Source organism: Brevundimonas sp. EAKA, from assembly GCF_000698025.1.
In the GTDB taxonomy this organism is placed as follows: Bacteria; Pseudomonadota; Alphaproteobacteria; order Caulobacterales; family Caulobacteraceae; genus Brevundimonas; species Brevundimonas mediterranea_A.
This window is the reverse complement of the sequence record NZ_JMQR01000003.1, coordinates 39,334-64,356: the sequence shown is the minus strand read 5'-3', so window position 1 is coordinate 64,356 and position 25,023 is coordinate 39,334. Positions and strand designations below refer to the sequence as shown.

The following is a 25,023-nucleotide window of genomic DNA, read 5'->3' as shown; positions in this document are numbered from 1 at the left end:
CTTCCCGGCCCTGCCCTCGGCGACCCTAACGAGAGCGGCCGCCGTCGCGGTTCTGCTGGGCGAAGACCAGGACGGTCTGCTTCCCGTCGCTGCCGACGAGACGCCTCCGGCGCTTGAAGTCGCGCCGGTCGAAGAGGAATCGACCCCGGACGTCCTGATCGAGACAGACGTCGCCGAAGAGGCCGAACCGGCGAAAGAACCGGAGCCGCGCCCTTCGCCGCCCGCACCTCAGATCGACAAGACGGCCGGCGTCGCCGCCTTCTACTCGCCCTACGCCGTGCGCGCCCACGGCCCGCTGCTCGGCTTTGGAGCGGGACGCGTGAACGCGAAGCCGGAGGCGACCGCCGCCGCCGCCAATGACCTCGCTGCGCAAGACGTCGAGGTCGAGGCGACGGAAGACCGTGCGGTAGAGACTTCATTCACCCCGACCGCGGCCCTGCCCGACCCCTCGCCAGGCGAAACAGCGGTCGCCGGCGAGGAGGTTTCAACGCCTGAGCCGGCTGCAGAACCTGCGACTTCAGAAGACGCGCCTGAGACGTTTGAACAACCGCCAATGATCGCCGAGCAGGCGGTCGAAGTCCCGGTGTTCGCCGCCGCCGCGCCGCCGCAGGATCCGATCCCGCTTGAACTGACGGCTGATCCTGTCTCGCCACAGGAATCGTCGAACGCCCGCCAGGCATGGCCCGAGAGCCGCGAGGCGGTCGATCCTGACCAGACGCCTCTGTTCGGGACGGAAGAGAATTCCGCGATCGAGGAAGAGATCCAGGCCGACTATGCTCCGGTCGCGCCCACCGCTCAGCAGGCCGGTTGGAGCGAAACCGCGACCTTTCTGGTGATGGGCGGCATCGGCATGCTGTCGTTCGGCGCCGCCATGGCCGCCTTCCGGCAATCCTCCCGTTCGAGCGACGAAACGCTCCTGATCGGCTGGGTGCTGGCCGTCATCGCCCTCGCCTGCGTCGGGGTGTCGGGCTACAATCTTTACAAACGCTGGGGCCGCGCCGACCGCGCCTAAGACTGTTTTGCGAAAGAGGATGCGCGATGCTACCCCTTTGCGCATGAGCATTCCCTTCGCGCCGCAATCCATGGAATTCAGCCTCGGCGAAAACGCCGACGCGATTCGCGAGACGACCGCCCGCTGGGCGGCAGATCGCTTGGCCCCCCTGGCGGCCGAGATCGACGCGACAAACACCTTCAGGCGCGAGCTCTGGCCCGAGATGGGCGAACTTGGCCTGCACGGGATCACGGTCGAAGAAGACTACGGCGGCCTGGGCCTGGGCTATCTGGAACATGTCGTGGCGATGGAAGAGGTGTCCCGCGCCTCGGCCTCCATCGGCCTGAGCTACGGCGCCCACTCCAACCTGTGCGTCAACCAGATCCGGCGCTGGGGTACGCCCGAGCAGAAGCGGAAATATCTGCCCAAACTCATCAGCGGTGAACATGTCGGCGCGCTCGCCATGTCCGAGGCCGGATCCGGCTCGGACGTGATGTCGATGCGGACGCGGGCCGACCGAAAGGGCGACCGCTATGTCCTGAACGGAACCAAGTTCTGGATCACCAACGCCCCCCACGCCGACACCCTGGTCGTTTACGCCAAGAGCGATCCCGACGCCGGATCAAAGGGCTGCACCGCCTTCCTGATCGAGAAGGGCATGAAGGGGTTCAGCGTCTCCAAGAAGCTGGACAAGATGGGTATGCGCGGCTCGGACACTGCGGAACTGGTGTTCGAGGACTGCGAGGTGCCCGAGGAGAACATCATGGGACCGGTGGGGGGCGGCGCCGGCGTTCTGATGAGCGGCCTGGACTATGAGCGCGCGGTCCTCGCCGCCGGCCCGCTGGGCATCATGCAGGCCGCCCTGGACGTCGTCCTGCCCTATGTTCGCGACCGCCAGCAGTTCGGCAGACCGATCGGATCATTCCAGCTGATGCAGGGCAAGGTGGCGGACATGTACGTCGCCCTGAACAGCGCCCGCGCCTATGTCTATTCGGTCGCCCGCGCCTGCGACGCAGGCCTGACCACCCGCTACGATGCGGCGGGCGCCATTCTGCTGGCTTCCGAAAATGCGGTGAAGGTCACGCTTGAGGCTGTCCAGGCCCTGGGCGGCGCGGGCTACACCAAGGAATGGCCGGTCGAACGCCTGGTCCGCGACGCCAAGCTGTATGACATCGGCGCCGGCACCAACGAAATCCGGCGCTTCCTGATCGGTCGGGAACTGCTGGGCGGCTGACGGCTTCTTCCGGGCGGAAGGAGACATCCCATGCCCGCAAAATCCGCAGCCCAGCAAAAGGCCGCCGGCGCCGCCCTGTCGGCCAAACGCGGCGACACGCCCAAGTCCGAACTCAAGGGCGCTTCGAAATCGATGGTGGAGTCCATGACCGAGAAACAGCTCGAGGACTTCGCCCACACCAAACGGAAGGGCAAGCCCGAGCACGCGGCGAAGAAATAGGCGCCGCCGGTGCGATTATTCGGCTTTGTTGCCGTTCGGTAAGTGGCGGTGAAACCTCTGTGCGCCTAGATGGCGCGAACCCCTTTCCCGAGCCGCGCCTGATGCCCGCCCAACCGCCTCCAAACGACGACCTGCGGCTCTTCTCGGACGTGATCGAGGAGCTAGGCGAAGGCGACGATCCCAAGCTGAAGCTCGAGGAGCTGGTCGCGGCCTTCGGCGAGCGCGGCTTCGGGGCGATGATCCTGATTCTCTCGATGCTGGCCCTGCTGCCCTGGCCGCCAGGGGGCAAGGCGGTGTTCGCGGTCCCTATCATACTGATGTCGCTGGAACTTGCCTTTCAGCGCAGTTCGATCTGGCTCCCACGCTGGGCGCTCCGCACCTCCATCAGCCGTGCGGCCTATCGCGCGGGGGTGTCGCGAATCATGAAGACGGTCCGTTACGTCGAGAACCTGACCCGACCGCGCATCCCGTTCCTGACCGGCGAGGTCGCCGACACGGTCACGGGTCTGATCTGCGTGATCCTGGCGCTGATCATGGCCCTGCCCATCCCGTTCGGCGACGCCCTGCCCGGCATCGCCCTGGTCTTCTTCGCCCTGGGCATGATGCAGAGGGACGGGATCGCCATCCTGCTGGGCGCGCTCGCGACCGGCGGCTGCGCCCTGTATCTGTTCCTGATCTGGCGCACGGTCTTCGAAGTCGCCCACCACGCGGCCGGCTGGTTCGCCCAGATCTTTCACTGAAGTCAGACAAAAGGGCCGCCGCGTCGCCGCGACGGCCCTTCATTGTCTGACCGCGAACGGCCGGACCGCAACACTCAGCCTGAACAGCGCCAAACAGCCCGACGGGCGTTAGCGCCAACCAAAAGGTCAGGCCCGGACCTCTCCGAGGACCAGGGTCGCGGCCACCGCACGCGATTGATGACAATGAGACACTGGATCACCTCCTTTCGACTGTTCAACAGGGATCTGAAAGGTAGGTCGGTTCAACAGCTTGCAGCAACAGGCTTCGCGATTTCGTGAAGAAAGGCGCGCTCAGGCCGCCTGCTGCGCTCCCGGCGCCAGCCCCTGCATCATCATGCGGTTGATCTCGATCAGGTCCTGGAACGTCTCTTCGCCGCGCATGACAGCGGAGGAGTGGCGATTGATGAACAGGCTCAGGGAGATGATCTGCGCGCGCAGGGACGCCGGCAGCACATTGGCGGGATCGCCGCAGTCCGAAGCCAGGGTCGACCACAGACGCCGGTTCCAGTCCAGCGCATCGATACGCGTGGCCAGATCCCGTTCATCGACCGTCGAGGCATGCACAAGCGCGCGCGTGACCTGGCCGAAGAGCCGGTACTCCAGGTCGCGCGGCGTCTCAGCCCGCGACGTCGCCGCTTTGTAAGCTTGAAGCGACATTCAGAACCTTTTCTTCGTATTCGACAATCTTACGGGCCGCCATCAGGGCCTTGTAGTATTCGCGCGCCAGAACGTGACGCGAGGCGGAGACGCATTCGGCGAGAATGGCGGGGTTCTTGGTCGCGCCCATGAACTCGGAGATCCGCAGCGCCAATTCGTCGTAGAATTTCGCTGCAGAGGCCTCTTCCAGATACATCATCATGATCGGGAAATAGATCCGGCGGGCGGGGGTGGTGACCTCCTCCGCCTGCATGATGTCCTTCTCGCGCAGCACGCTGGCGCGGTTCTGAAGAATCAGCACCCCGCGACGGTCGCCGTTCTGGACCACCGCGCCGTTCAACACGAACCGCTCGCCGGGTTTCAACGACAGCTTCAACGCCATGGACGACCGAACTCCCCAATAGGTCGGAACCGGTCAATCTTGGACCGCACCTGATGAGTCGAACCTTAACGCGAGAGGGTTAACCATCTCTTGTCCCCCCGTACGCTGGAACACCTAACCACGGCTGACGTTTCCTCTTCGCAGAGGAGGCGCACATGCCGGACAACGATTACCAGGACGACCAGGAGCAGTCGGAAGTCTTCGACGAAACCCATGTCGACGACGAGGGCGAAGGCGACATCCTGCTGGACGAGGCCGAACAGGTGCTGGACGTCACCCAGGCGGACGGCGACGCCGACGAGGATGAGTTCGACGAGGACGATCTCGACATCGACGATCAACTCGCTCTCGACGGGATCGCGCGCGAAGCCGACGCCCTGCTGGGCGTGGATGGCGAAACCCTGAGCCAGTCAGACGCCGACAGCAACAATCTGCGCGCGGACGATGAGGTCGAGCTGGTCTATTCCGGCCTGATGGAGAACGAGCGCGGGGCCCAGGCCAGCGCCGCCCACTGGGAATCCAAACGTCTCGACGACGACGACATCGAACAACTGGGCTACGCGCCCGATCAAACCCCTGATCCGGCCCTCTGAGCCGCCAATCCCTTAAGGAGACGACATGAACGATCCCCACGCCAAGGCCGACGCATCCACCGATACTCCCTATGCGAAACGAATCGTCGCCGAGGAGGGCAAGACGGACCAGCTGAAGGACAAGGTGCAAGAGGCCGAAAGCCGCGAAGAGGCTCTGGTGGACGAAGGCGTCGAAGAGACCTTCCCCGCCAGCGACCCGGTGTCGGCCAAACACATCACCTGATCGCTGTTCATACCCGATCCGATCCGCTAACCCGCTTCGTGACATTCACGGAGCGGGTTTTTCATGGGCCGGTTCGAAGGCACCGATCGCTACATCGCCACCGCTGACCTCAAGGTCGCGGTCAACGCCGCCGTGGCGCTGGAACGGCCTCTGCTGATCAAGGGCGAGCCCGGGACGGGCAAGACCGTTCTGGCCTATGAGATCGCCAAGGCCTTCGACGCGCCCCTGATCACCTGGCACGTCAAATCGACGACCAAGGCGCACAACGGCCTGTATGAATACGACGCCGTCAGCCGCCTGCGCGACAGCCAGCTGGGCGATGAGCGGGTTCACGACGTCCGCAACTACCTGAAGAAGGGCAAGCTGTGGGAGGCCTTCACCGCCCCGGCCCGCCCCGTGCTGCTGATCGACGAGATCGACAAGGCCGATATCGAATTCCCCAACGACCTCCTGCAGGAGCTCGACCGGATGGAATTCTATGTCCAGGAGATCGACGAGACGATCCGGGCCGAAATCCGCCCCATCGTCATCATCACCTCAAACAACGAGAAGGAGCTGCCGGACGCCTTCCTGCGCCGCTGCTTCTTCCACTACATCCGCTTCCCGGACGCCGAGACCCTGTCGGCCATCGTCGATGTCCACTTCCCCGGCATCAAGCCCCGCCTGGTCGCTGAAGCCCTGAAGACCTTCTACGAGATCCGCGACACGCCGGGTCTGAAGAAGAAGCCGTCCACCTCGGAACTGCTGGACTGGCTGAAGCTGCTGCTGGTCGAGGATATCGACGCCGAGACCCTGAGGGAGAAGACGCCGAACAAGCTGATCCCGCCCCTGCACGGCGCCCTGTTGAAGAACGAACAGGACATCCACCTGTTCGAACGGCTGGCCTTCCTGGGTCGGCGCGACGGCGGCCGCCCAGGCGGTTGACCGGGCAGTTGATCGGGCGGTTGATCGGCATTACCGCGATTTCACTGGATCGACGCCGCCCAGCGCCCACAATAGCAAACATGAGCGTTACCGCCCCGTATCGTCTTCTGACCGCCGGCCTGATGGCCGCAAGCCTGAGCGCCGGCCTGGCGGCGTGCGACGGCGAAAACGCGGTTCGCATCACCACCACCACGACCACCTCGCCGGACGACACGCCCTTGGGCGTGTTGAAGGTGGTGGATGGCCTGCAATGCCCGGACGCCCTGAACGTCCTGACCCGCAAGGGATCGGCCAGCCCCGGCGGGGGATCCTGCACCTATGGCGGGCCGCGCGGGTCCGAGGTGGTTCTCTATCTGGTCAAGCTGGACGGTCGTTCGGCCGATCAGGTGCTGCGGGACTACGAACGCCGCCTGTCCGATGAAATGCCGCAGGCGGCGGTGCGGATCGACGCCCGCGAGCGTCAGACGGGCGAAGACAAGACCTCGGTCGAGGCGCCGGGCGTCAACATCAGGACCAAAGGCGAAGACGCCACCGTCAGCCTGCCCGGCATCCACATAGAGACCCAGGGCGACAACGCCTCCGTCCGTATCGCCGGCATCAACATCCAGTCCAAGGACGGCCAGGGCGTGCGGACGGAGACCAGCAACGTCAGCGTCCAGTCCAACGGCGAAACCACCCAGGTCCGCACCCAGGCGCCCGGCGACGCCACCCGCATGACCTTCCTGCTCGCCGACGACAATGTCGAAGCCGGCGCCTGGCGTCAGGTGGGGTTCGTGGCGCGCGGTCCGGTCGGCGGCCCCCTGGTCATCGCCACTGTGCGGTCCAAGGCCACCAACGACCGGGTGTTCGAATCCGCCAAGGATCTGGTCGCTCTGAACGTCGGGAACTGACGGTTTTCCACGCTGGATGCGGCGCCGATCAATCCGATTCGCCCTTGCCGCCTTGATCCCCGCGCCGCTTTGCGTCACCTGACCAGCCCACAAGCCATCAGGATCGACGATTTGGCCGAGCGCCCCAAGAAGAAGACCGAAGTCCGCGCCTGGCAGCGTATGCTGTCGGGCCGACGCCTGGACCTGCTCGATCCCTCGCCCTTCGACATCGAGATCGAGGACATCGCCCACGGCCTGGCTCGCGTCGCGCGCTGGAACGGTCAGACGATCGGCGAGCACGCCTTCTCGGTCGCCCAGCACAGTGTCGTGGTCGAGGAGATCGCCGCCCACATCAAGCCGGGCCTGGACCCGAAATGGCGCCTGGCCGCCCTGCTGCACGACGCCTCGGAATACGTCATCGGCGACATGATCTCGCCGTTCAAGGCGGCCCTGGGCTCGGGCTACAAGGATTTCGAGGCCCGGCTCGAGGCGGCCATTCACGTCCGCTACGGCCTGCCGCCCAAGACGCCGCAGACCATCAAGACCCTGATCAAGAAGGCCGACAAGGCCTGCGCCTTTTTCGAGGCGACGCAGTTGGCCGGATTCAACGAAAAGGAATCCCTGGGCATCTTCGGCTCGCCCCCGCCGGGCTACAGCCTGGTCATCGAACCCCAGCCGGCCTCCATCGCCCAGGCCCGTTATCTGGAACGCTATCAGGTCCTGGCCAAGGCGGTCGGCCTCCTGCCCGCCGACGACGCCTGGCATACGGAATAGGCATGGCGGGACCGGCGGATCAGGGCGTGCGCATCGGCCTGTCGGTCGTCGTCATGGCGCTGAAGGACCGTCGGGCCGTGGTCCTGACGACCCAGGCCGAGGACGGCGCCCGCGCCCTGCCCTTCGGCCCGTTCGATCCCGTGCGCGACCGCACGTTTGAACGGGCTCTGCGCGACTTCGTGACCGACCAGACGGGCTTCCGCCTGGGCTTCGTCGAACAGCTCTACACCTTCGGCGATGCGGGCCGCGCCACCCCCCGCGCCACACCCACTCCAGACCAGAGGCGCGAGGTCTCGGTCGGCTATCTGGCCCTGACGCCGGACGCGGCCCAGGGCCAGACCCACGACGCGCACTGGGACGCCGTATTCGACTTCTTCCCGTGGGAGGATCGTCGCGCCGACAACCCCGCCCTGCACGCCGCCCTGGTCGAGGGACTGGCCCGTTGGTCCGGCGCCGACGACCGCCGCACGGCCCGCGCCCGCGCCCTGTTCGCCCTGACGCCCGACCACCGTTGGAACGAGGAACGGGTGCTGGAACGCTATGAGCTTCTGTACGAGGCGCGACTGGTCGCCGAGGCCTGGCGCGACGCGCGCCAGACGCCGCCCGAGGCCTCGGCCCTGCTGCCCGGCGCGCCCATGGGATCGGACCACCGGCGCATCCTGGCGACAGGTCTCGGCCGGCTGCGCAGCAAGCTGAAATACCGCCCGGTCCTGTTCGACCTGACGCCCGGCCTCTTCACCCTGTCGGAACTCCAGGCCGCCGCCGAGGCCGTCTCGGGCCTGACGCTGCACAAGCAGAATTTCCGTCGCGGCGTCGAACGCACAGGCCTGGTCGAACCCACCGGACAACTGTCCTCGACCACCGGCGGACGCCCCGCCGAACTGTTTCGATTCAAGGGCGTCGACCCCCAGACGGGCGCCGCGCCGGGCCTGTCCCTACCTGCGCAAAGATAGCGTCCGATTTCTTTCACAGACCGCTTGCGATGCGGCGCGCCTGCCATTAGAGAAGCCGCTCGCTCGACCAAGCGACTATGCACCGCGGAGAGGTGGCAGAGTGGTCGAATGTACCGCACTCGAAATGCGGCGTGCCTGGAAGGGTACCGTGGGTTCGAATCCCACCCTCTCCGCCATTCGCCTGTTCAGGGGCGTTCGCCAAGGTTCCTGAACGTCCGAAAACCCAATAAAAACAACACTTCGTGAGCTAGACCCGTCCGGCGTTGACCGCCCCGGTTCGCCATGTTTTGCTGCACAAACGTGGGTAGGAACGTGGGTAGAAACCATGCGTGCCTTGCATCGTTTGAGCGCTCTGAAAGCCAGCAGAATCAAGGAGCCTGGGCTCCATGCTGACGGCGGGGGCCTGTATCTCCAAGTGGGTCGGGGCGACGCCCGGTCGTGGATTTTCCGCTATTCCGCCGATGGGCGCGAGCGCCAGATGGGCCTGGGCCCGGCGCATACGGTCGGCCTGGCCGAAGCCAGAGATATGGCGCTTGAGCTTCGGAAGCTCCGTTTGAAGGGCGTGGATCCGATTGAGGCGCGCAAGGCTGAGCAGGAGGCCTGCCGTCGGCAGCGGGCCAGCGCCGTGACCTTTTCCCAGGCCGTGAGCGAATATATCCGCCTCAATAGGGCCGGGTGGCGCAACGACAAGCACGCCGCCCAATGGACCTCCACCCTGAAGACCTATGCCGAGCCGGTCATCGGTTCGCGGCCGGTCGCCTCAATCGACGCGAACGACATCCTGCGGGTTCTCGAACCGATCTGGATCGATAAGGCCGAAACCGCCAGCCGCGTTCGGGGACGCATAGAGGCCGTCCTGGACTGGTCCACCGTTCGCGGCCAGCGCTCGGGCGAAAACCCCGCACGCTGGCGCGGACACCTCGAACTGCTCCTTCCCGCCAAGAGCAAGGTGCGCAAGGTCGCGCACCATGCCGCCATCGACCGCGCCGAACTGCCCAAGTTCATGGCCCTGCTCTCCAAGCAGCCCGGCACAGGCGCGCATGCTCTGTCCGCTCCGCCGCCCAATCGCGGAAGGTGGATCGAAAGCCGTGGGGAACCGCATCCACCTTCAGGTCGCGCAGCACCTTGATCAGGGTCATGTCGACAATGTCCCGCCGCTTGCAGCGGGAAAGACGATGTCGTCGGGTTTGCCGGGAACGCCAAGAAGGTCGATTGCGGCGCGGGAAAGCGCGGCGCGATGCACCCTTCCCCCTTTCATGCGCTCTGCAGGTGCTGTTCAGATTCCGCGAGCAACGTCCATCTCGCCCCATGTGGCGCCCCGGGTTTCCCCCAGCGGGCAGCCATGAGAATTCCGAACATCAGGGCTCGAGCGCCCATTCCGCCAACGTCTGAAAGGCGAGCGATGAACCCAGGCATTTCGTCAATCGGCAGAGCGCGATGGCGCCGGACCCGCGACACCTTCCCTGGATCGGCCAGCAGCTTATCCAGATGTCCCTCGGCCGTTGAGGGTGCCGCCAGCAACGGACGCTGCGGTTCGCTCCAACTCACGCGATGGCTAGCGTCGGTGACGGGATCAACTTGGCCGGTTGCGCAGGTTTTGGGCGGCGCCGCTGGCGGACCCCTGCGGTCGGCGCGTTGGAGATCCTGGCCCCAGGCCTTGGTCGTTACGCTTCCGACCGCGCTGGGGGTCGCGGCCTGGGCGGGCGATGACCTGCGTCCAATGTTCTTCGCCTATTTGGCATTCGGATACTAGGCGACTGCGGCAAAGCCTGCGCCGACGGCCATTGAGGCCGGATCTCGAAAAGCGGTTAGCCGAAAGACACTGGCGCCAAGTGTGATCGGGCGCCGTCGCCATCGGTCGAACCGGCCACGCTTTGACGCATTTCCAGACAAGACGCGATGGGCTCGTTCCCGCCCCCTGAGCGCAAACTTCACAAGGACAAGCTCATGTCGATGACGGTTGCGGACTTGCTGGCCAAGACCCTGGCTTCAGCCGGCGTAAGCCGGATCTGGGGCGTTACCGGCGACAGTCTGAACGGGCTGAACGACAGCCTCCGACGCTTCGACCAGATCGAATGGATGCATGTCCGCCATGAGGAAACCGCAGCCTTCGCCGCCGGGGCCGAGGCCGCGATCACCGGTAAGCTGGCGGTCTGCGCCGGCAGTTGCGGGCCAGGAAACCTGCATCTGATCAACGGCCTGTTCGACTGTCACCGCAACCGCACGCCGGTCCTGGCCATCGCCGCCCATATTCCCTCGTCGGAAATCGGCCTGGGCTATTTCCAGGAGACCCATCCGCAGGAGCTGTTCCGCGAATGCAGCGACTTCTGCGAACTGGTGTCCAATCCGGCCCAGATGCCGGGCGTCCTGGCGCGCGCCCTGAACACCGCCGTCGGCAAGGGCGGGGTAGCGGTGATCGTCCTGCCCGGCGATGTGGCTCTGGCCCCGGCGTCGGAAGGCGCCTCGCCCGACTGGACCCCGCCCGGCAAGCCGCGCATCACCCCCGCCGTCGCCGATGTGGCCCGGGCCGCCGAACTGCTGAACGGGGCCGAGAAGGTCGCCATCCTGGCGGGCAGCGGCTGCGCCGGCGCCCATGATCAGGTGCTGGCCCTGGCCGAGGCGCTTCAGGCGCCGGTGGTTCACGCCCTGCGCGGCAAGGAGTACGTCGAATGGGACAATCCCTTCGACGTGGGCATGACCGGCCTGATCGGCTTCTCGTCCGGCTATCACGCCATGATGAACTGCGACGCCCTGGTCATGCTGGGCACCGACTTCCCCTATCGCAACTTTTATCCGTCGGACGCCAGGATCATCCAGATCGACCATGACCCGTCCAGCCTGGGCAAGCGCGCCCATCTGGCCCAGGGCGTGGTCGGGGACGTCGCCGAAACCGTCGCCGCCCTGTTGCCGCAGCTGAAGCCGGATCGGTCGCCGCGTTTCCTGGAGGCCGCACGCAAACACTATCAGTCGGCGCGCGCGGGCCTGGACGATCTGGCGCGGCCGTCCGCGAAGGGCCGGCCCATCCATCCCCAATATCTGGCCGAGGTCATCAGCCGACTGGCGTCCGACGATGCGATCTTCACCGCCGACGTCGGCACCCCCACCGTCTGGGCGGCGCGATATCTGAAGATGAACGGGCGGCGTCGCTTGCTGGGATCCTTCAGCCACGGCTCCATGGCCAATGCGATGCTTCAGGGCATAGGCGCCCAGGCGGCTGCGCCGGGGCGGCAGGTGATCTCCCTGTCCGGCGACGGCGGCTTCACCATGATGATGGGCGACTTCGTCAGCCTGTCGCAGCTGGATCTGCCGCTGAAGGTGATCGTCTTCAACAACGGCTCGCTGGGGTTTGTGGCCATGGAGATGAAGGCCGGCGGCTTCCTGGACACCGGCACGGATCTGAGGAACCCCGACTTCGCCGCCATGGCGACGGCCATGGGGATCAAGGGCTTCCGCGTCGAAGACTCCGACCCGCTGGAAGACGTCGTCGCCCATGCCCTGGCCCATCCCGGCCCGGTGCTGATCGACGTGGTCACAGCCGGCCAGGAACTGGTCATCCCGCCCAAGATCAAGCTGGAACAGGCCAAAGGCTTCAGCCTGTTCATGCTGAAGGCGATCATGAACGGACGGGGCGACGAGGTGATCGAACTGGCCCGGACCAACCTCTAGGCCGCAGGCCGGGCGGCGTCTGATGACACGCCGGTACAAGACCGGGTCGGACCATCCGGGCGACAAGGGCGGATCGTTCGAGGTGCAGAAAGACGTTCCGATGACCGCCGATACCCGACCCGCCCCAGCAGCCCCTGCGGCCTCCGCCGGCCTCGGGCGGGGCCTGATGTTCGCAATGGCCGTGGCCGCCGGGATCGCGGTGGCCAACATCTATTACAACCAGCCGATGCTGGGTCTGATGGAGCGTGACCTGCCGGGCGAGGCGACCCGGTTCGTGCCGACGGTGACGCAGCTGGGCTACGCCTTGGGCCTGTTTCTGCTGTTGCCGCTGGGCGATCTGATCGAGCGCAAACGGCTGATCGTCGGCCAGTTCGTGGTTCTGGCCCTGGCCCTGGCGGCGACGGCCGTGGCGCCGGGCGCGGCCCTGGTGATCGTCGCCTCGCTGATCGTCGGGATCGTCGCTACGGTGGCGCAGCAGATCGTCCCCTTCGCCGCCCATCTGGCCTCGCCCGGGAAGCGCGGCGCGACCGTGGGCGTGGTCATGTCCGGCGTCCTATGCGGCATATTGCTGAGCCGGACCCTGGCCGGCTTCGTCGGCGCCCACGCGGGCTGGCGCGAGATGTTCTGGCTGGGCGCGCCCCTGGCCCTGATCGCCGGCGGTCTGATGGCCGTCGCCCTGCCGACCAGCCGCCCCGACAGCCGCCTGTCCTATCCCGCCCTGCTACGCACCCTGGTCGATCTGTGGCGCGAGTTTCCGACGCTGCGGCTGGCGGCCGCGACACAGGCCCTGTTGTTCGGCGCCTTCGCCGCCTTCTGGACCATCCTGGCGTTGCGCCTGCAGGAGCCGCGCTTCGGTCTGGGGTCAGACGTGGCGGGCCTGTTTGGCGTAGTCGGCGCGGTGGGCGTCGTCGCCGCGCCCATAGCGGGCCGGGTGGCGGATCGGCGCGGGCCGCATGAAGTCATCGCCTTGGGCGCGCTGCTGACCTTGGCCTCATGGATCATCTTCGGGACCTGGACCTCGATCGCCGGCCTCGTCGTGGGGGTGATCCTGCTGGACTTCGCGGTGCAGAGCGCCCTGGTCTCGAACCAGCACGTCGTCTACGCCCTGCGGCCCGAGGCGCGCGGCCGGTTGAACACTCTTTTCATGGGCGCGATGTTCCTGGGCGGGGCGGCCGGATCGGCCCTCGCCACCTTAGCCTGGGCGCGGTTCGGATGGACGGGCGTCGTCGCGCTGGGCGCCGTGGCGGCTGTTCTGGCGACCGGGCTTCAGACCCGCAGCCTGGTCAAGGGGCGCTGAGCCGCCTGGATAATATCCTAGATGTGGAGGGATCCGCGCTGGATGGCGACGATGACGGCGCGCGTCCGGTCCGTGACGTCCAATTTCGAGAAGATCCGCTTCATGTCGGCCTTCACCGTGTCGACGGAGACATGCAGGCGACGGGCGATCTCCTTGTTCGCCCGCCCTTCGGAGATGGCTTTGAGAATGGCGATCTCTCGCTCGGTCAGGCGGTCGCCAGCCGAATAGATCGCGATCTGCTGCGCCACTTCGGGGGCGATGACGCGACGACCCGCCACCACGTTCCGCACGGTCGTCAGAAGATCGCGCCGGATGCAGTTCTTCAGCAGATAGCCGCTCGCGCCCGCCTGCAGCGCCTGAACGGCCAGGGCGTCGCCGGGATAGGTCGTCAGCACGACGATGGCCGCCTGCGGATCGAGGGCGCGGATCTGCCTTATGGCCTCTAGACCCGTGAGCTCGGGCATCTGGATGTCCATCAGGGTGAGGTCCGGCCTCAGCCGCTCGAACAGGTCGATGGCTTCGCGGCCGTCGCGCGCCTCCCCGACCACCGACATGTCGGACTGTCGCCCCAACAGGCCCACAATGCCTTCGCGCATCATGGGATGATCGTCGGCGACCAGAATACGGATATGGGAAGGCTCAGTCATGAGGAGTCCGCGACCAGAGCGGGAGAGCTTTCAGAAGCCGTGCGAAATAGGCCCCGCGCACGCGTATTCGCACCGTGACCGCCGTCCCGCCGTCGGCCCCGGCTTCGACCGCCAGCCGAGCCCCGATGGCCCGCGCCCGCTCGCGCATGCCGCTGAGACCAAAATGACCGGCGCGGCCGTGGCTCAGGATATCGGCCGGGATTCCCACGCCGTCGTCGGCCACAGCCACGATCAACTCGGACCGAGCGTAACCCACCTCCACTCGAATTTCCGAAGCCTGGGCATGGCGGTGGGCGTTGAAAAGGGCTTCGCTCACGATTTGAAGGATCGCGTCGCAGACGATGGGCGTCAGAGGATAGGGCGCGCCTTCCGTCACGATTTTGATCGGCCCCTGGTGGGTGGCGTTGCGGAAATCCACGAGTTTGCGAAGCGCCGTGTCCAGATCGCCCTCGGTCCGCACAAGGCGCAGGTTCTGCACCCGCTCGCGCGCTTCGCCCACGATTTCGTCGGCGTCGTCCAGCGCCGTCTCCAGGGCGGTTCGTGCCGGCGCCTGGCGCGGAAAGTCCTCGACGAGCACCTGCAACCGCAGGATCAGACCCTGAACCCCCTGCAGCAGCGTGTCGTGAAGCTCGCGGGCGATGCGTTCGCGTTCCGCCAGCCGTTCGGTCATCTTCGAACGGATACGGCCGGCCACGACCCTCATCCGCAGATTGACCACCACCCAGAACAGGCCGGCGAGCCCAAATCCGCAGAGGGCGTAGAACATCCAAGTCTGGGTGAAGGTGTTGGGAATCTCCACCTCGACGCCCGCGCCGACCGTGTTCCAGACGCCGTCTTCGTTGGCGGCGATGACCTGAAAGCGATGCTTGCCCGGCCCCAGGTTCGTATAGATGGCCTCGCGCCGCGTACCGGCCTCGACCCAGGTCTTGTCGACGCCTTCCAGCCGGTACCGGAAACGGACGAGCCGGGGCATGCGAAGGCTCAGGGCCGAATAGTTGATGGTCAGATTCCGCGTGCCCTCGGGCAGGACGACCGGCTTGCTCGCATCATAGGACACGCCTCTGGCCGTCACATTGCGGATGACCACCGGCGGGGCCAGCCGGTTCATCGTCAGCCCCTGAGGCTCGACCTGCATCAGGCCGCCGGTCGTGATGAACCAGAAGCGTCCGTCGCCCCCCAGCGCCGCAGTCAGGCCGTCATGCAACCGACGCCCCCCTTGCAGACCCGGCAGCCCACGCCGGGCGACATGTGGAATAGGCAGGCCCGGCAGATCGAACGCCTTGTCCAGATCCGCTGCGGACAGCCGCACCAGACCGGCGCGCGACATGATCCAGACGACGCCGTTCGGTCCCCACGAAATCGAGGACACATAGTTCAGCCAGGGATGATCACGGACAGTCAGGCGCTGGGTCTGTCCCGGACGAATGCGAGCCAGCCCCTTGGTCCCCGCCACGATCAGGCCGCTCGGTCCATCCTGCACCGAATTGATGAACGGCCCCACACCCAGGGCGGCGTTGCTCAGGACCTGGGGCCGCAGACCGTCGAACTTCACCAGGTAGCGGCGATCCATCAGGATGACGGCGTCGCCCCGGCGATCGATCACAATGCTCCAGGGCAGGTCTTTTCCCACCGGCAGCCGATCCGTCATGTCGCGCCATTGATCGCCCTCCCAGACCTTGAGGGTGCGCGACGAGTCGATGCGCCAGAGCCTTCCCTCCCGGTCCTCGCCGCAGCTCACGGTTTCCAATTCGACCGGCACGGACATGCCGTATCGGCCATCCACGACTCTGCGCAGCCGATCACGCGTCGAAACCCAGACCGCCCCGTTTCGCCCTGAGCACAGCCCCTCGAAATCCGCCGCGCCCAGGGGTTCGGGCGCGCGCCCCGAGCGAATGATGGAGAATCCGTTCTCGTAGGTGACATAGACCCGCCCCAGGTCGTCGACCATCATGCGATATCCGGCAGGCGAAGACGGGATATCGGCCTCCCTGACCAGGCCCGTGGACACGAAACTATCCAGACTTCCGGCCGCGACCCAGACCGTGCCCTCCCGGTCCACCATGACGTCCGATGCGCTGTCGCTGCCCAGCCCGTCCGCCGCCCGATATCGGCTGAGCGTTCCCGAGCGGTCCGGCGACTGGATGCGGAAAATTCCGTCGCCACGCGTCGCGCCCCACAGGCTGCCGTCGGGCGTAAAACGGATACGGGCGCGGCTTATGCCGGAGACGGCGTAGGCGGGTTCTGCGCGCGTCTCCTTTGCGCCGTTCAGATAGTCCGGCAGGCGCCGCACCCCGCTGCGGTCCGCCAACCATATTCGTCCCTTTGAATCTTCGGCCAGGCCGGCGCCGGCCGCGACGGCCGCGGAGGTTTCGACAAACCGTCTGGCGCCCTTTGGAAGCACGAACAGCCTGTCCATCATGGCGACCCAGAGCGCGCCGTCCCTGGTCACCAAAAGATCGAACACCCACCCCTCCGGCAGGCCCCACGACGGGTCGAGTTCAGACCAGCGTCCGTTGACGTAGCGTTGCAACGGCCCGTCCAACCGGGCTGTCGCCGCCCAGATCAAGCCGTCATGATCTTCCGCCAGATTGGTGACCTGAATCGGCGGGTTCGGCATGCCGGTGTCGACAAGCTCTCCATCCCGCAGGGTCCAGCCCCCGCCGAACTCGCCCAGGCCGACCCAGACTGCGCCAGATCGGGTCGTCAGCAGCGACCGTATGGCGGCGGCGGCGTCAGGGTTCTGGCGGCTGGTGAAGGATTCGAACCCCACGCCGTCAAATCGGCTGAGGCCGTCTGCGGAGACGATCCAGAGAAACCCGTCCGGAGCCTGGCTGACGGCGATCGCCAGGGAAGGCCCGCCCTCCATCACATCCCATCGCGAATGGTGGAACTGCGAGATCGACAGCGGCTCGCCATCAGCGTGCGCCGGGCCCGACACCGCTATGACCGCCATCAAAGCGAGCAGGAGCGCCTTCATGAATTCTCCCGGCCCATCGCCAAGACGGGCGTCTCCGTCGAGCCTCCGAGTTGCGTGTCACGCCTCAAAGATCACAACCAAGGTCTGGCCTGCGCATCCGGAGACAGGAGTACTTGCAGACAGGCAAATACGACATACCCATTCGGGTAAGATTGATCGGCGTTCGCTCCAGATATCGAAGTCGGGCCCTCGCTTGAAGGCGCCGGATCAGCGCGTGGCGTCGCCGATCTCGTTTCGCCGTCAGTTCGGGCGCAAGGGGAGCGTAAACCACACCTCGGTTCCCTGTTCGCGTTCCACGGCCCCGATCTGACCGCCGTGGGACTGGATGATCGAGCGACAGATCGCCAACCCCATTCCCATGCCCTTTTCCTTGGTCGTGAACATCGCGCCGAAAATCCGCTCGGGGTCGCCGTGGGGCAGTCCCTTTCCGGCGTCCCCCACGGTAATCTTCACAAACCCGTCTTCCAGCGCCGAGCCCACCGTCAATCGTCGTTCGGAGATCGGCGTCGCCTCCATGGCGTCGATCGCATTGGTGATCAGGTTCAGGACGACCTGCTGCAACTGGATCGGGTCGCCGTGAACCGTATGCTGTGCGCACTGCAGACGCGCCTCGACCACCACCTTGTTCGCCTCGATGTCCCCCGCCGTGATGCGCAGCACATCCTCGACGATCTGGTAGATGGACAGGGACGTCAGGGCCGGCGGAGTCTGTTTGGCCAGGGACCGCAGCGAGCTGACGATGCCGGCGGCCCGGTTCGCGGCTACTTCCAGCTCGTGGAAGGTCTCCAACGCCTCGCCGACATCCGGCGCGCTTCGTTGCAACCAACGCACGCCTGCACTGGATAGGGCCAGTATGCTGGCCAGCGGCTGGTTGATTTCGTGGCTGATGGAGGCGGCGAGTTCCCCCATGACGGTCAGGTGCGAGGTCTGGGCCAGTTCGACCCGCGCCTTTCGAAGTGCGAACTCGATATCGGTGCGGTTGGCGTTTTCCGCCAGCAATTCCGAATAGAGCCGCGCCATCTCGATCGACACCGCCGCCTGAGACGCCAGGATCTGCGTCATCGTCGTGCGCTCGGGCGTGAACACGCCTGGGGCCAGCTGGTTCTCCAGATAGATCATGCCGATCAGCGCCCCCCGGCTGAGCAGCGGCAAGGCGAGGACAGAGCGGGCCGCCGTCTCCATCGGGATGCGTCCCTGACGTCTCCACTCCAGCTTGGCGTCCTCGATGACCTTGGGCTTCCAGGTCCGCATCACCTCGTTCAGGATCGCGGCGGGGACCTGGCGGTTCGTCGGGGTCGTCGTCGCCGTCGTCATCACCACGTCGCCCTCGACCACCCGGCCCTCGGCCTGAACCACGGGGTCCGGCCCTCTCAGCAGCACCAGGACGCCGTAGTCCGCCCCGGCGTGGATGATGATGTTCGACATCAGGGTCTCGATCACGCGGTCCAGCGGAATCTCTTCCGACAGGGTCTGGGAGACGCGCGTGATGACGTCGAGATCGAGGATGGCGTGATCGGCCCCGTCGGCGACTCTTTCGGGTCGGGCGCTTGCGGCGAGACGGGGGTGGATCTGCGCCATCCGCTTCGCCTTGCCCGCCGCGCCCCACCGGACATAGGCGTCGTGGGCGGCGCTCAGTTGATGCTGCGCGGCCGCCGCAAACCCCAGGGCTTCGTAGCAGCCGGCCGCCCGTTCGCGCGCGATAGCCTCTTCATGGACGAACCCGGCCGCAACCGCCGCAATGATCGACTCGTCGAACCGCCGCAGGGCGAGAAGCGCATCGCCCTCCAGATAGGCGATCTGAGCCTCGACGAGACGCTGCTTGTTGGTGAAGGTCAGCGGATTGAGCGCCGCCCAGGTGGCCAGTCGATCCAGAAGCGGGCGCACCCGAGCCACGACGGCGGAAGCGTTCGACGCATCGGCCGCGGCGGTCTCGGCCAGGGCCTTGAACAGAACGCAATAGGCCGAGTCGATGTGGGCCGGCACGGTCCAGAGCAGGACCTCGGCCTCGCCCAGGCGGATGCAGGCGCTGGCGTAATCCCCGGCGAAATAAGCGCCCATGCCCTCGTAAAGCCGAGCCCAGAACTGCGACGCATAGGACACGATCTGGGGCTCGACGCCGGCGACCGGGGTTCGAACCGGATCAACCTGTAGATCGCGGACCAAACGCCTCTGAGCGCCGATCAGATGTTCGATGTCCGAATACCCCACCTGACGCGTCAGGGCGATCGCCTCGTCAGCCTCCTCGACGACAATCGACAGGTGTTCGCCGGACACGATCAGGTCCGAGACCAGGTGGTTCCGCGCGTAGCAGGTCATGCCGACGTCGCCGGCAGAGCGGCCTGCGGCGATCGCGCTGCGGATATGACCCAGGGTGTCGGACAGGGGCTCGACCCAGGGGCTGAGTTGATCGACCGCCACCAGGGCTGCGGTCAGTTGCCCGGCATAGCCATGGCGTCGAACCAGCGCGAGCGCGGCCTGACCATAGGCGAAGCCCTCGTGATAGGCGTCATGGCGATGGGCGATCATGACGCCGAACCAAGCCAGCCCATAGGCGGAATCCGGGGTTCGGCCATGTCTGAACGTCAGTTCCACCATCTTCGCCACATGGAGGAATCGCATTTCGTCCTCGACGAACATAGAACTGATGAGCGTCGAAAGCAGGGACATGGCCATCCGCATCGATGGATCTTCCATCGTCGACAGATCCGACACGTCTTCGAGCCGGCGGCCGCCCATGGCCGACCGGATGGGCCGCAGGGCGGTGTCGTAATCTGCGGCAACGGGCCGCCGCTCCAGGACGACGCCCAACAGGTTCAGCCCCTCAAGGGCCGCCTCGATGGCCTTCACATAATCGGACCGCACGGTCAGAACCATGGCCTTCAGGCGATGGACGGCGGCCGTATCCAGGGGCCGCCCCGCCCGCAGCAGCAGGGCGTCGATACTGGTTTCCGCCTCGTCGATCATCGCCCCGGCGATCAGGCATTCGCACTGCAACAAGTGCAGGTCGAACGTCAGCTCATAGTGTGCGGTCCACCATGAAGGAACGACCAGGGCCCGGGCGGACTCCAGCAGTTGCAGCGCACGCCCAACGGCTGCGGCCGTCCTGGCGCCCCGGGCCGCCGCCAGCAGGGCGATCACGAACGGTACCCGGTCGCTGGCCGGAACATCGTCGCCCACGCGTTCGATCTGGGTGGCGATCTCGAACGCGCCTTCGCTGGTCGTCGCGGCGCTCATTTCGATCATCAGCCGCGCGATCTGGGCGTGCAGCCGACGTCTTTCGGATAGCGGCGTAAGGGCGTAGGCGGCCTCCAGCACGCGATCATGCGAGATCACGTAACGGGCCGGATAGACAAGCACGAGCCCGGCGTCGATCAGCGGCTGTATCCGGCGGCGCACCTCGGCCGCATCGCTCCCGGCCAGCCGTTCGACAGTCTGCTTGTCCGCCTGTCGCCCGATACAGGCCAAAAGCCTGAGCATGCCTTGCTGTTCGGCCGGCAGTTGTTCGAAATGTTCGACCAGGAATTCCACCACGTCTTCGGCACGGCTGTAGGCGGCCACATCCGCGTCGTTCCAGGCCCATATCCCGCGCTCGACGTCATAGGCGATGACATGATCGTCGAAGAACCGGCCCAGCAGTTGATCGACGAAGAACGGATTCCCCGCCGTACGCTCATGGATCATCTCCGCCAGGGTGAAGACGGACTCGGAGTCTCGTCCCAGGGCGGCCGCGACCAGGTCCGTGAGCGTGGCCTGGCTTAAGGGCCCCAGATGGATTTCCGTCAGCCGCGCCACGCCCTCCCGGGCGAGCGGAATGACGCCGCCCGGCGCAGCCAGACGGTCGGCCTCGTCGTCGCGATAGGCCCCGATCAACAGCATATGCGCGGGCGGCGCCGCGACCGCCGCCTTCAACACTTCCAGCGAGTCTTCATCGGCCCACTGCAGATCGTCGAGAAACAGCACCAGGGGCGCATCTTCGCGGGCGAAGGCCGATAAGGCCGCCAGTATGACCTGCACGATCCGCTCTCTGGCTGCGGCCGGCGGCAAGTCAGACAAGATCGCAGACTTGCCGAAAATGATCTTGGCGTCAGGAACAAGATCGACGATCAGTTGGCCGTGCCCGGCGACGGCCTTGAGAATGCGCGTACGGGTTTCGTTCAATACGGCGGCGCTGCTGACCAGAAGCTGAGCGACCAGGGCGCCGAGGACGGACCGCATCAGGGCGAACGGCGCCTGCTCCTGCAGGGCGTCGGCCTTGCCGGTCAGCATGTTCAGACTGTCCTGGCCCGAAAACTGCGGAAGCCGCTCGACCAGACAGGATTTTCCGGCGCCCCCCGCCCCCGCCAGCAGAACCATCTCGGACGCGCCATCGGCTTGAACGCGCCGCCAGGCCTCCACCAGGGCCGCAGCCTCGTCGCCGCGTCCGAAAAGCCGCCGCGCGGCGCCACGGACGCGATAGGCCGGACGGGCATCGACGGCCGTGAATGCGCCGGGGGACTGCCAGGCCGCCAGCGTCTGCTGCAGGTCCGAGCACAGACTGCCCGCGCTGCGATGTCGATCCGCGGGATCTTTCGCCATCAGCTTGAGAATGAGGGCGTCCAACGCCGCCGGCACGCCCGGCCGATGCCGGCTGGGCGGCGCTGGCTCGACCGCCAGTTGGGCATGCAGCCACTCGGCGCGCGTTCGCGCCTCGAACGGCGGCCTGCCGGTCAGCAGTTCGTACAGGCTGACGCCCAGCGAATAGAGGTCGGAACGTTCGTCACTGTACGGCCGGATCCGCCGCGCCTGTTCCGGCGCGGCGTAGAGGATGTCCGCATCATCGAGCGGATGGGGAAAAGCGATCGGAAAGCTCGAATCCCGGTCCTGCACGACGGCACGCATGAAGCCGGTCAATATCACCGCCCCCGCCTCGCCTTCCAACAGTGAGGACGGCTTTATGGCGCGATGCAGAATCCCCGCGCCGTGGACATGCGCTAGGGCTTCTGCAGCCGCCGAGGCCATCTTCAGAAAGCGAGACATCGACTCCGGCCTTTGGTCTCGAACCGGTTCGACGGGAGGCCTTAGGTTTCCGGGAAGGACCAGCAGCAGTTCTTCGTTGCTGCGAACCAGGGCGGCGGCGGCATCCACCCGCTTCGAAGAGAGACGTATCGTCGTCTCATAGTAAGTCTGCAGCCCCTGAGCGACGTCAGCGGAGGCGGCGGAGCCGCTCACCAGCCGCCAGGCCGCTCCGTCCGCATCGGTAACGGCAAACCAGACGAGGCAGCGATCTTCGGACAGTCGATTCCGAACAGCAGACTCAATCCAGGCCCAGTCCTTTGTTGGATCGACGCTGGAGAGCACCTTTCGGCTCAAGACGTTCATAGCTGATGACCTCTGTCGGGGTCATGCGCCACCGCATGACAGTCGTCTTTATGCGGGTCTTGCGCAGGCGCTCCAGCAAGCCATCCCGCTTTGCGCGCGCTGGATTTCAGTTCAACTCGATGACCTTGGCGTCCATGCAATCAGAGGCGCGACCTCGCCCCCTATGCGGCGACTATTGCACCATGCCTGGATATCTCAACCTCATGCGGAGGCATGGGGAATACCCTATCGGGTAGCTGGTGGGACTGACGAGCCTATCGCTGCTGCACAGGCGCCGCCGGGCTCGCCGAAGAGGCGACGTGGTAGATGACGCCAGCCTTGCACACAGGGAAAAACCGCCCCGCACTACTGCGGGGCGGCCTCTTCATCTCCAATCGATCAGGACTGGATGAAGGCGAGCAGGTCGGGGTTGATGACGTCGCCGTGCGTCGTCAGCATGCCGTGCGGGAAGCCCGGATAGATCTTCAGCGTGCCGTTGGGCAGCAGGGCGGCGGTCTTCACCGAAGCGTCCTTGTACGGAACGATCTGGTCGTCATCGCCCTGGATCACGAAGGTCGGGACGTTCATGACCTTCAGTTCTTCGGTGAAGTCGGTTTCCGAGAAGGCCTTGATGCCGTCGTAGTGGGCCTTGGCGCCGCCGGTCATGCCCTGACGCCACCAGTTGTCGACCACCGCCGGCATCTGGGTCGCGCCCGGACGGTTGAAGCCGTAGAACGGACCCGAGGCGACGGCCTTGTAGAATTCGGCGCGGTTGGCGGCCAGGCTGGCGCGGAAACCGTCGAACACTTCGATCGGCGTGCCCTCGGGGTTGGCGGCGGTCTTCAGCATCAGCGGCGGGACCGAGCTGACCAACACGGCCTTGGCCACGCGGCCGGCGCCGTGTTTGACGACATAGCGAACCACTTCGCCGCCGCCGGTCGAGTGACCGATGTGGACGGCGTTGCGCAGATCCAGGTGGTTGGCGACGGCTGCGGCGTCCGCGGCGTAATGGTCCATGTCATGACCTTCGGACACCTGACTGGAGCGGCCGTGACCGCGACGGTCATGGGCGACGACGCGGAAGCCCTTCAGGACGAAATACATCATCTGGGAATCCCAGTCGTCCGAGCTCAGCGGCCAGCCGTGATGGAAGACGATGGGCTGGGCGTCCTTGGGGCCCCAGTCCTTGTAGTAGATTTGAACGCCGTCCGAGGTGGTGACGTAAGACATGGTGTCGTCTCCGGTGATGGAGGCCGAGGCGGTTGTGGCCCGCGCCGACGCTATGGAAGGGATGAGGGAGGACAGTCCGAGCGCGGCGCCGCCGGCCAGAAGGCCGCGACGAGACGCCTGGGGGAGGTCGGATACGAAGGTTGGCATTGCACTGTTCCAGTTGGGTGACGCGGTGCGGCCGCGCCCGTAATCGACGCTGACAGACTGGCCCGCCGGTTCGCTGTGGTCTTGGACCAGAACGCTGCGCTTGGACGATCCGACGACAGAGCCGAACCCGCAGCTTTCAGCGCTTCGGTCCAAGACCCGAGCCGGCGATGCGGCGACCCTGGCGTCGACCTGGGAGATCGCCATGCCGCACCGCGCCGCACAATCCACGCCGCAGAACACCCGCACGACCGCCTCCGACTGGCTGTCGGTCGCCGCGATCCGGTGCCGTCTGGATGGACGTTCGGTGATCGCGACCCTCGAGACCCCCGCCCCTTCGCCGCTCGGCCCCGAACCCAGATCGCTCAGAATTCGAAACAGTGAATTTTGTTAGTTTCCATTTCTAACCGTCGAGGGCGTGGGCACATTGCCTTCATCAACACGCCGCACCGCGGCCAACCCGAGGACTAGACCATGACCGTCACCGCCACCCCGACCGCCGGCAAGGGCCTGCTGACCCCGACCGACCACAGCCTGATCCTGGTCGATCACCAGTCGCAGATGGCCTTCGCCACCGCGTCGATCGACATTGGAACCCTGCGCACCAACACCGCCCTGATCTCGACGGCGGCGCGCGATTTCAATGTGCCCACCATCCTGACCACCGTGGCGGAAAAGACCTTCTCGGGTCCGATCTTCAGCGAGATCAAGGACGTCTTCCCAGACGCCCCGGTCTATGACCGCACCACGATGAACGCCTGGGAAGACTCTCAGGTGACCGACGCCGTCAACCGCGCCGGCAAGTCACGGGTCGTCATCGCCGGCCTGTGGACCTCGGTCTGCATCGTCGGTCCGGTCCTGTCCGCCATCGATCAGGGGTTCGAGGTCTTCGTCATCACCGACGCCTCGGGCGACGTCTCGACCGAGGCCCACGAACGCGCCGTTCAGCGCATGATCCAGGCCGGCGCCCGCCCGATGACCTCGATCCAGTATCTGCTTGAGCTGCAACGCGACTGGGCGCGCGGCGAGACCTACGAATCCACCACCGCCGCCGCGGTGAAGTTCGGCGGCGCATACGGCGTCGGGCTTCAGTACGCCCGCGCCATGCTGGGCGCGCATGCCCGCGAAGGCTGATCTCTCGCTCTAACCTCCTGATCTGAAAGGCG

21 protein-coding genes and 1 tRNA gene are annotated in these 25,023 nt (G+C 65.9%); 16 read left to right on the top strand and 6 right to left on the bottom strand.

Features of this window, described 5'->3' with window-relative positions; all coding sequences use genetic code 11:
• The 4 genes from ER13_RS18565 to ER13_RS01195 all read left to right on the top strand — a co-directional run.
• A partial coding sequence (locus ER13_RS18565) for a hypothetical protein (RefSeq protein ID WP_035305529.1) occupies window positions 1-1,012 on the top strand: 1,012 nt, incomplete at its 5' end.
• Window positions 1,013-1,055: 43 nt separating this feature from the next.
• Window positions 1,056-2,225, top strand: a complete 1,170-nt coding sequence (locus ER13_RS01205) for an isovaleryl-CoA dehydrogenase (protein WP_035305527.1) — start codon at window positions 1,056-1,058, stop codon at window positions 2,223-2,225.
• Between the two features lie 30 nt (window positions 2,226-2,255).
• A complete protein-coding gene (locus ER13_RS01200; RefSeq protein ID WP_035305524.1) occupies window positions 2,256-2,444 on the top strand; it encodes a DUF3008 family protein in 189 nt (62 codons plus the stop codon).
• A gap of 101 nt (window positions 2,445-2,545) precedes the next feature.
• Entirely contained in the window at window positions 2,546-3,184 is a 639-nt protein-coding gene (locus ER13_RS01195; RefSeq protein ID WP_008260023.1) for an exopolysaccharide biosynthesis protein, read from the top strand.
• A gap of 291 nt (window positions 3,185-3,475) precedes the next feature.
• On the opposite strand, the gene flaF is transcribed toward ER13_RS01195, so the two are convergent.
• Both flaF and flbT read right to left on the bottom strand, forming a co-directional pair.
• Window positions 3,476-3,841 carry a flagellar biosynthesis regulator FlaF gene (gene flaF, locus ER13_RS01190; RefSeq protein ID WP_008260160.1) on the bottom strand — a complete coding sequence of 122 codons (366 nt, stop codon included), beginning with the start codon at window positions 3,839-3,841 and terminating at the stop codon, window positions 3,476-3,478.
• Window positions 3,801-4,223 carry a flagellar biosynthesis repressor FlbT gene (gene flbT, locus ER13_RS01185; RefSeq protein WP_035305521.1) on the bottom strand — a complete coding sequence of 141 codons (423 nt, stop codon included), beginning with the start codon at window positions 4,221-4,223 and terminating at the stop codon, window positions 3,801-3,803. Before flbT ends, flaF begins: the two co-directional genes overlap by 41 nt.
• A gap of 155 nt (window positions 4,224-4,378) precedes the next feature.
• Here flbT and ER13_RS01180 point away from each other — a divergent pair, with 155 nt between their 5' ends.
• From ER13_RS01180 to ER13_RS01135, 10 genes are all read left to right on the top strand, one after another.
• Window positions 4,379-4,816, top strand: a complete 438-nt coding sequence (locus ER13_RS01180) for a hypothetical protein (protein WP_035305519.1) — start codon at window positions 4,379-4,381, stop codon at window positions 4,814-4,816.
• Between the two features lie 25 nt (window positions 4,817-4,841).
• Window positions 4,842-5,039 carry a hypothetical protein gene (locus ER13_RS01175; protein ID WP_008264396.1) on the top strand — a complete coding sequence of 66 codons (198 nt, stop codon included), beginning with the start codon at window positions 4,842-4,844 and terminating at the stop codon, window positions 5,037-5,039.
• Between the two features lie 63 nt (window positions 5,040-5,102).
• A complete protein-coding gene (locus ER13_RS01170; RefSeq protein ID WP_008261076.1) occupies window positions 5,103-5,963 on the top strand; it encodes a MoxR family ATPase in 861 nt (286 codons plus the stop codon).
• A gap of 80 nt (window positions 5,964-6,043) precedes the next feature.
• Entirely contained in the window at window positions 6,044-6,853 is an 810-nt protein-coding gene (locus tag ER13_RS01165) for a hypothetical protein (RefSeq protein ID WP_008264116.1), read from the top strand.
• A 159-nt stretch (window positions 6,854-7,012) separates the two neighbouring features.
• Complete coding sequence (locus tag ER13_RS01160; RefSeq protein ID WP_035305561.1) at window positions 7,013-7,606, top strand: YfbR-like 5'-deoxynucleotidase; 594 nt, start codon at window positions 7,013-7,015, stop codon at window positions 7,604-7,606.
• 2 nt (window positions 7,607-7,608) lie between these two features.
• Window positions 7,609-8,559, top strand: a complete 951-nt coding sequence (locus ER13_RS01155; RefSeq protein ID WP_052004668.1) for an NAD regulator — start codon at window positions 7,609-7,611, stop codon at window positions 8,557-8,559.
• An 86-nt stretch (window positions 8,560-8,645) separates the two neighbouring features.
• Window positions 8,646-8,735 (top strand) — tRNA-Ser (locus tag ER13_RS01150).
• A gap of 149 nt (window positions 8,736-8,884) precedes the next feature.
• Window positions 8,885-9,688 (top strand): DUF4102 domain-containing protein, encoded by an 804-nt coding sequence (locus ER13_RS01145; RefSeq protein WP_081836069.1) that lies wholly within the window; start codon window positions 8,885-8,887, stop codon window positions 9,686-9,688.
• 818 nt (window positions 9,689-10,506) lie between these two features.
• On the top strand, window positions 10,507-12,225 hold the full coding sequence (gene poxB / locus ER13_RS01140; RefSeq protein ID WP_035305553.1) for a ubiquinone-dependent pyruvate dehydrogenase: 1,719 nt from the start codon (window positions 10,507-10,509) through the stop codon (window positions 12,223-12,225).
• Window positions 12,226-12,247: 22 nt separating this feature from the next.
• Window positions 12,248-13,522 carry an MFS transporter gene (locus ER13_RS01135; RefSeq protein WP_035305516.1) on the top strand — a complete coding sequence of 425 codons (1,275 nt, stop codon included), beginning with the start codon at window positions 12,248-12,250 and terminating at the stop codon, window positions 13,520-13,522.
• A gap of 17 nt (window positions 13,523-13,539) precedes the next feature.
• On the opposite strand, the gene ER13_RS01130 is transcribed toward ER13_RS01135, so the two are convergent.
• The 4 genes from ER13_RS01130 to ER13_RS01115 all read right to left on the bottom strand — a co-directional run bounded on the left by ER13_RS01130 (window position 13,540) and on the right by ER13_RS01115 (window position 23,713).
• Entirely contained in the window at window positions 13,540-14,169 is a 630-nt protein-coding gene (locus ER13_RS01130; RefSeq protein WP_008258680.1) for a response regulator transcription factor, read from the bottom strand.
• Window positions 14,162-17,146, bottom strand: a complete 2,985-nt coding sequence (locus ER13_RS01125) for a triple tyrosine motif-containing protein (protein ID WP_035305514.1) — start codon at window positions 17,144-17,146, stop codon at window positions 14,162-14,164. Before ER13_RS01125 ends, ER13_RS01130 begins: the two co-directional genes overlap by 8 nt.
• A 240-nt stretch (window positions 17,147-17,386) precedes the next feature.
• On the bottom strand, window positions 17,387-22,504 hold the full coding sequence (locus ER13_RS01120; protein WP_081836068.1) for an ATP-binding sensor histidine kinase: 5,118 nt from the start codon (window positions 22,502-22,504) through the stop codon (window positions 17,387-17,389).
• A gap of 378 nt (window positions 22,505-22,882) precedes the next feature.
• The gene (locus ER13_RS01115) at window positions 22,883-23,713 is read right to left on the bottom strand and encodes an alpha/beta fold hydrolase (protein WP_035305512.1); all 831 of its coding nucleotides are present in this window, start codon (window positions 23,711-23,713) and stop codon (window positions 22,883-22,885) included.
• A 247-nt stretch (window positions 23,714-23,960) separates the two neighbouring features.
• On the opposite strand from ER13_RS01115, the gene ER13_RS18205 reads away from it, so the two are divergent.
• Window positions 23,961-24,251: a hypothetical protein gene (locus ER13_RS18205; RefSeq protein ID WP_154725620.1), complete on the top strand. Its 291-nt coding sequence runs from the start codon at window positions 23,961-23,963 to the stop codon at window positions 24,249-24,251.
• An 80-nt stretch (window positions 24,252-24,331) separates the two neighbouring features.
• Window positions 24,332-24,991 carry a hydrolase gene (locus ER13_RS01105; protein WP_035305508.1) on the top strand — a complete coding sequence of 220 codons (660 nt, stop codon included), beginning with the start codon at window positions 24,332-24,334 and terminating at the stop codon, window positions 24,989-24,991.
• The last annotated feature ends 32 nt before the right edge of the window (window positions 24,992-25,023 follow it).

What these genes read in the sequence shown, in the direction of transcription:
- ER13_RS01205 (WP_035305527.1), top strand. Translation starts at nt 1,056, where the DNA reads ATGAGCATTCCCTTCGCGCCGCAATCCATGGAATTCAGCCTCGGCGAA.
- ER13_RS01200 (WP_035305524.1), top strand. Translation starts at nt 2,256, where the DNA reads ATGCCCGCAAAATCCGCAGCCCAGCAAAAGGCCGCCGGCGCCGCCCTG.
- ER13_RS01195 (WP_008260023.1), top strand. Translation starts at nt 2,546, where the DNA reads ATGCCCGCCCAACCGCCTCCAAACGACGACCTGCGGCTCTTCTCGGAC.
- flaF (WP_008260160.1), bottom strand. Translation starts at nt 3,841, where the DNA reads ATGTCGCTTCAAGCTTACAAAGCGGCGACGTCGCGGGCTGAGACGCCG.
- flbT (WP_035305521.1), bottom strand. Translation starts at nt 4,223, where the DNA reads ATGGCGTTGAAGCTGTCGTTGAAACCCGGCGAGCGGTTCGTGTTGAAC.
- ER13_RS01180 (WP_035305519.1), top strand. Translation starts at nt 4,379, where the DNA reads ATGCCGGACAACGATTACCAGGACGACCAGGAGCAGTCGGAAGTCTTC.
- ER13_RS01175 (WP_008264396.1), top strand. Translation starts at nt 4,842, where the DNA reads ATGAACGATCCCCACGCCAAGGCCGACGCATCCACCGATACTCCCTAT.
- ER13_RS01170 (WP_008261076.1), top strand. Translation starts at nt 5,103, where the DNA reads ATGGGCCGGTTCGAAGGCACCGATCGCTACATCGCCACCGCTGACCTC.
- ER13_RS01165 (WP_008264116.1), top strand. Translation starts at nt 6,044, where the DNA reads ATGAGCGTTACCGCCCCGTATCGTCTTCTGACCGCCGGCCTGATGGCC.
- ER13_RS01160 (WP_035305561.1), top strand. Translation starts at nt 7,013, where the DNA reads ATGCTGTCGGGCCGACGCCTGGACCTGCTCGATCCCTCGCCCTTCGAC.
- ER13_RS01155 (WP_052004668.1), top strand. Translation starts at nt 7,609, where the DNA reads ATGGCGGGACCGGCGGATCAGGGCGTGCGCATCGGCCTGTCGGTCGTC.
- ER13_RS01145 (WP_081836069.1), top strand. Translation starts at nt 8,885, where the DNA reads ATGCGTGCCTTGCATCGTTTGAGCGCTCTGAAAGCCAGCAGAATCAAG.
- poxB (WP_035305553.1), top strand. Translation starts at nt 10,507, where the DNA reads ATGTCGATGACGGTTGCGGACTTGCTGGCCAAGACCCTGGCTTCAGCC.
- ER13_RS01135 (WP_035305516.1), top strand. Translation starts at nt 12,248, where the DNA reads ATGACACGCCGGTACAAGACCGGGTCGGACCATCCGGGCGACAAGGGC.
- ER13_RS01130 (WP_008258680.1), bottom strand. Translation starts at nt 14,169, where the DNA reads ATGACTGAGCCTTCCCATATCCGTATTCTGGTCGCCGACGATCATCCC.
- ER13_RS01125 (WP_035305514.1), bottom strand. Translation starts at nt 17,146, where the DNA reads ATGAAGGCGCTCCTGCTCGCTTTGATGGCGGTCATAGCGGTGTCGGGC.
- ER13_RS01120 (WP_081836068.1), bottom strand. Translation starts at nt 22,504, where the DNA reads ATGAACGTCTTGAGCCGAAAGGTGCTCTCCAGCGTCGATCCAACAAAG.
- ER13_RS01115 (WP_035305512.1), bottom strand. Translation starts at nt 23,713, where the DNA reads ATGTCTTACGTCACCACCTCGGACGGCGTTCAAATCTACTACAAGGAC.
- ER13_RS01105 (WP_035305508.1), top strand. Translation starts at nt 24,332, where the DNA reads ATGACCGTCACCGCCACCCCGACCGCCGGCAAGGGCCTGCTGACCCCG.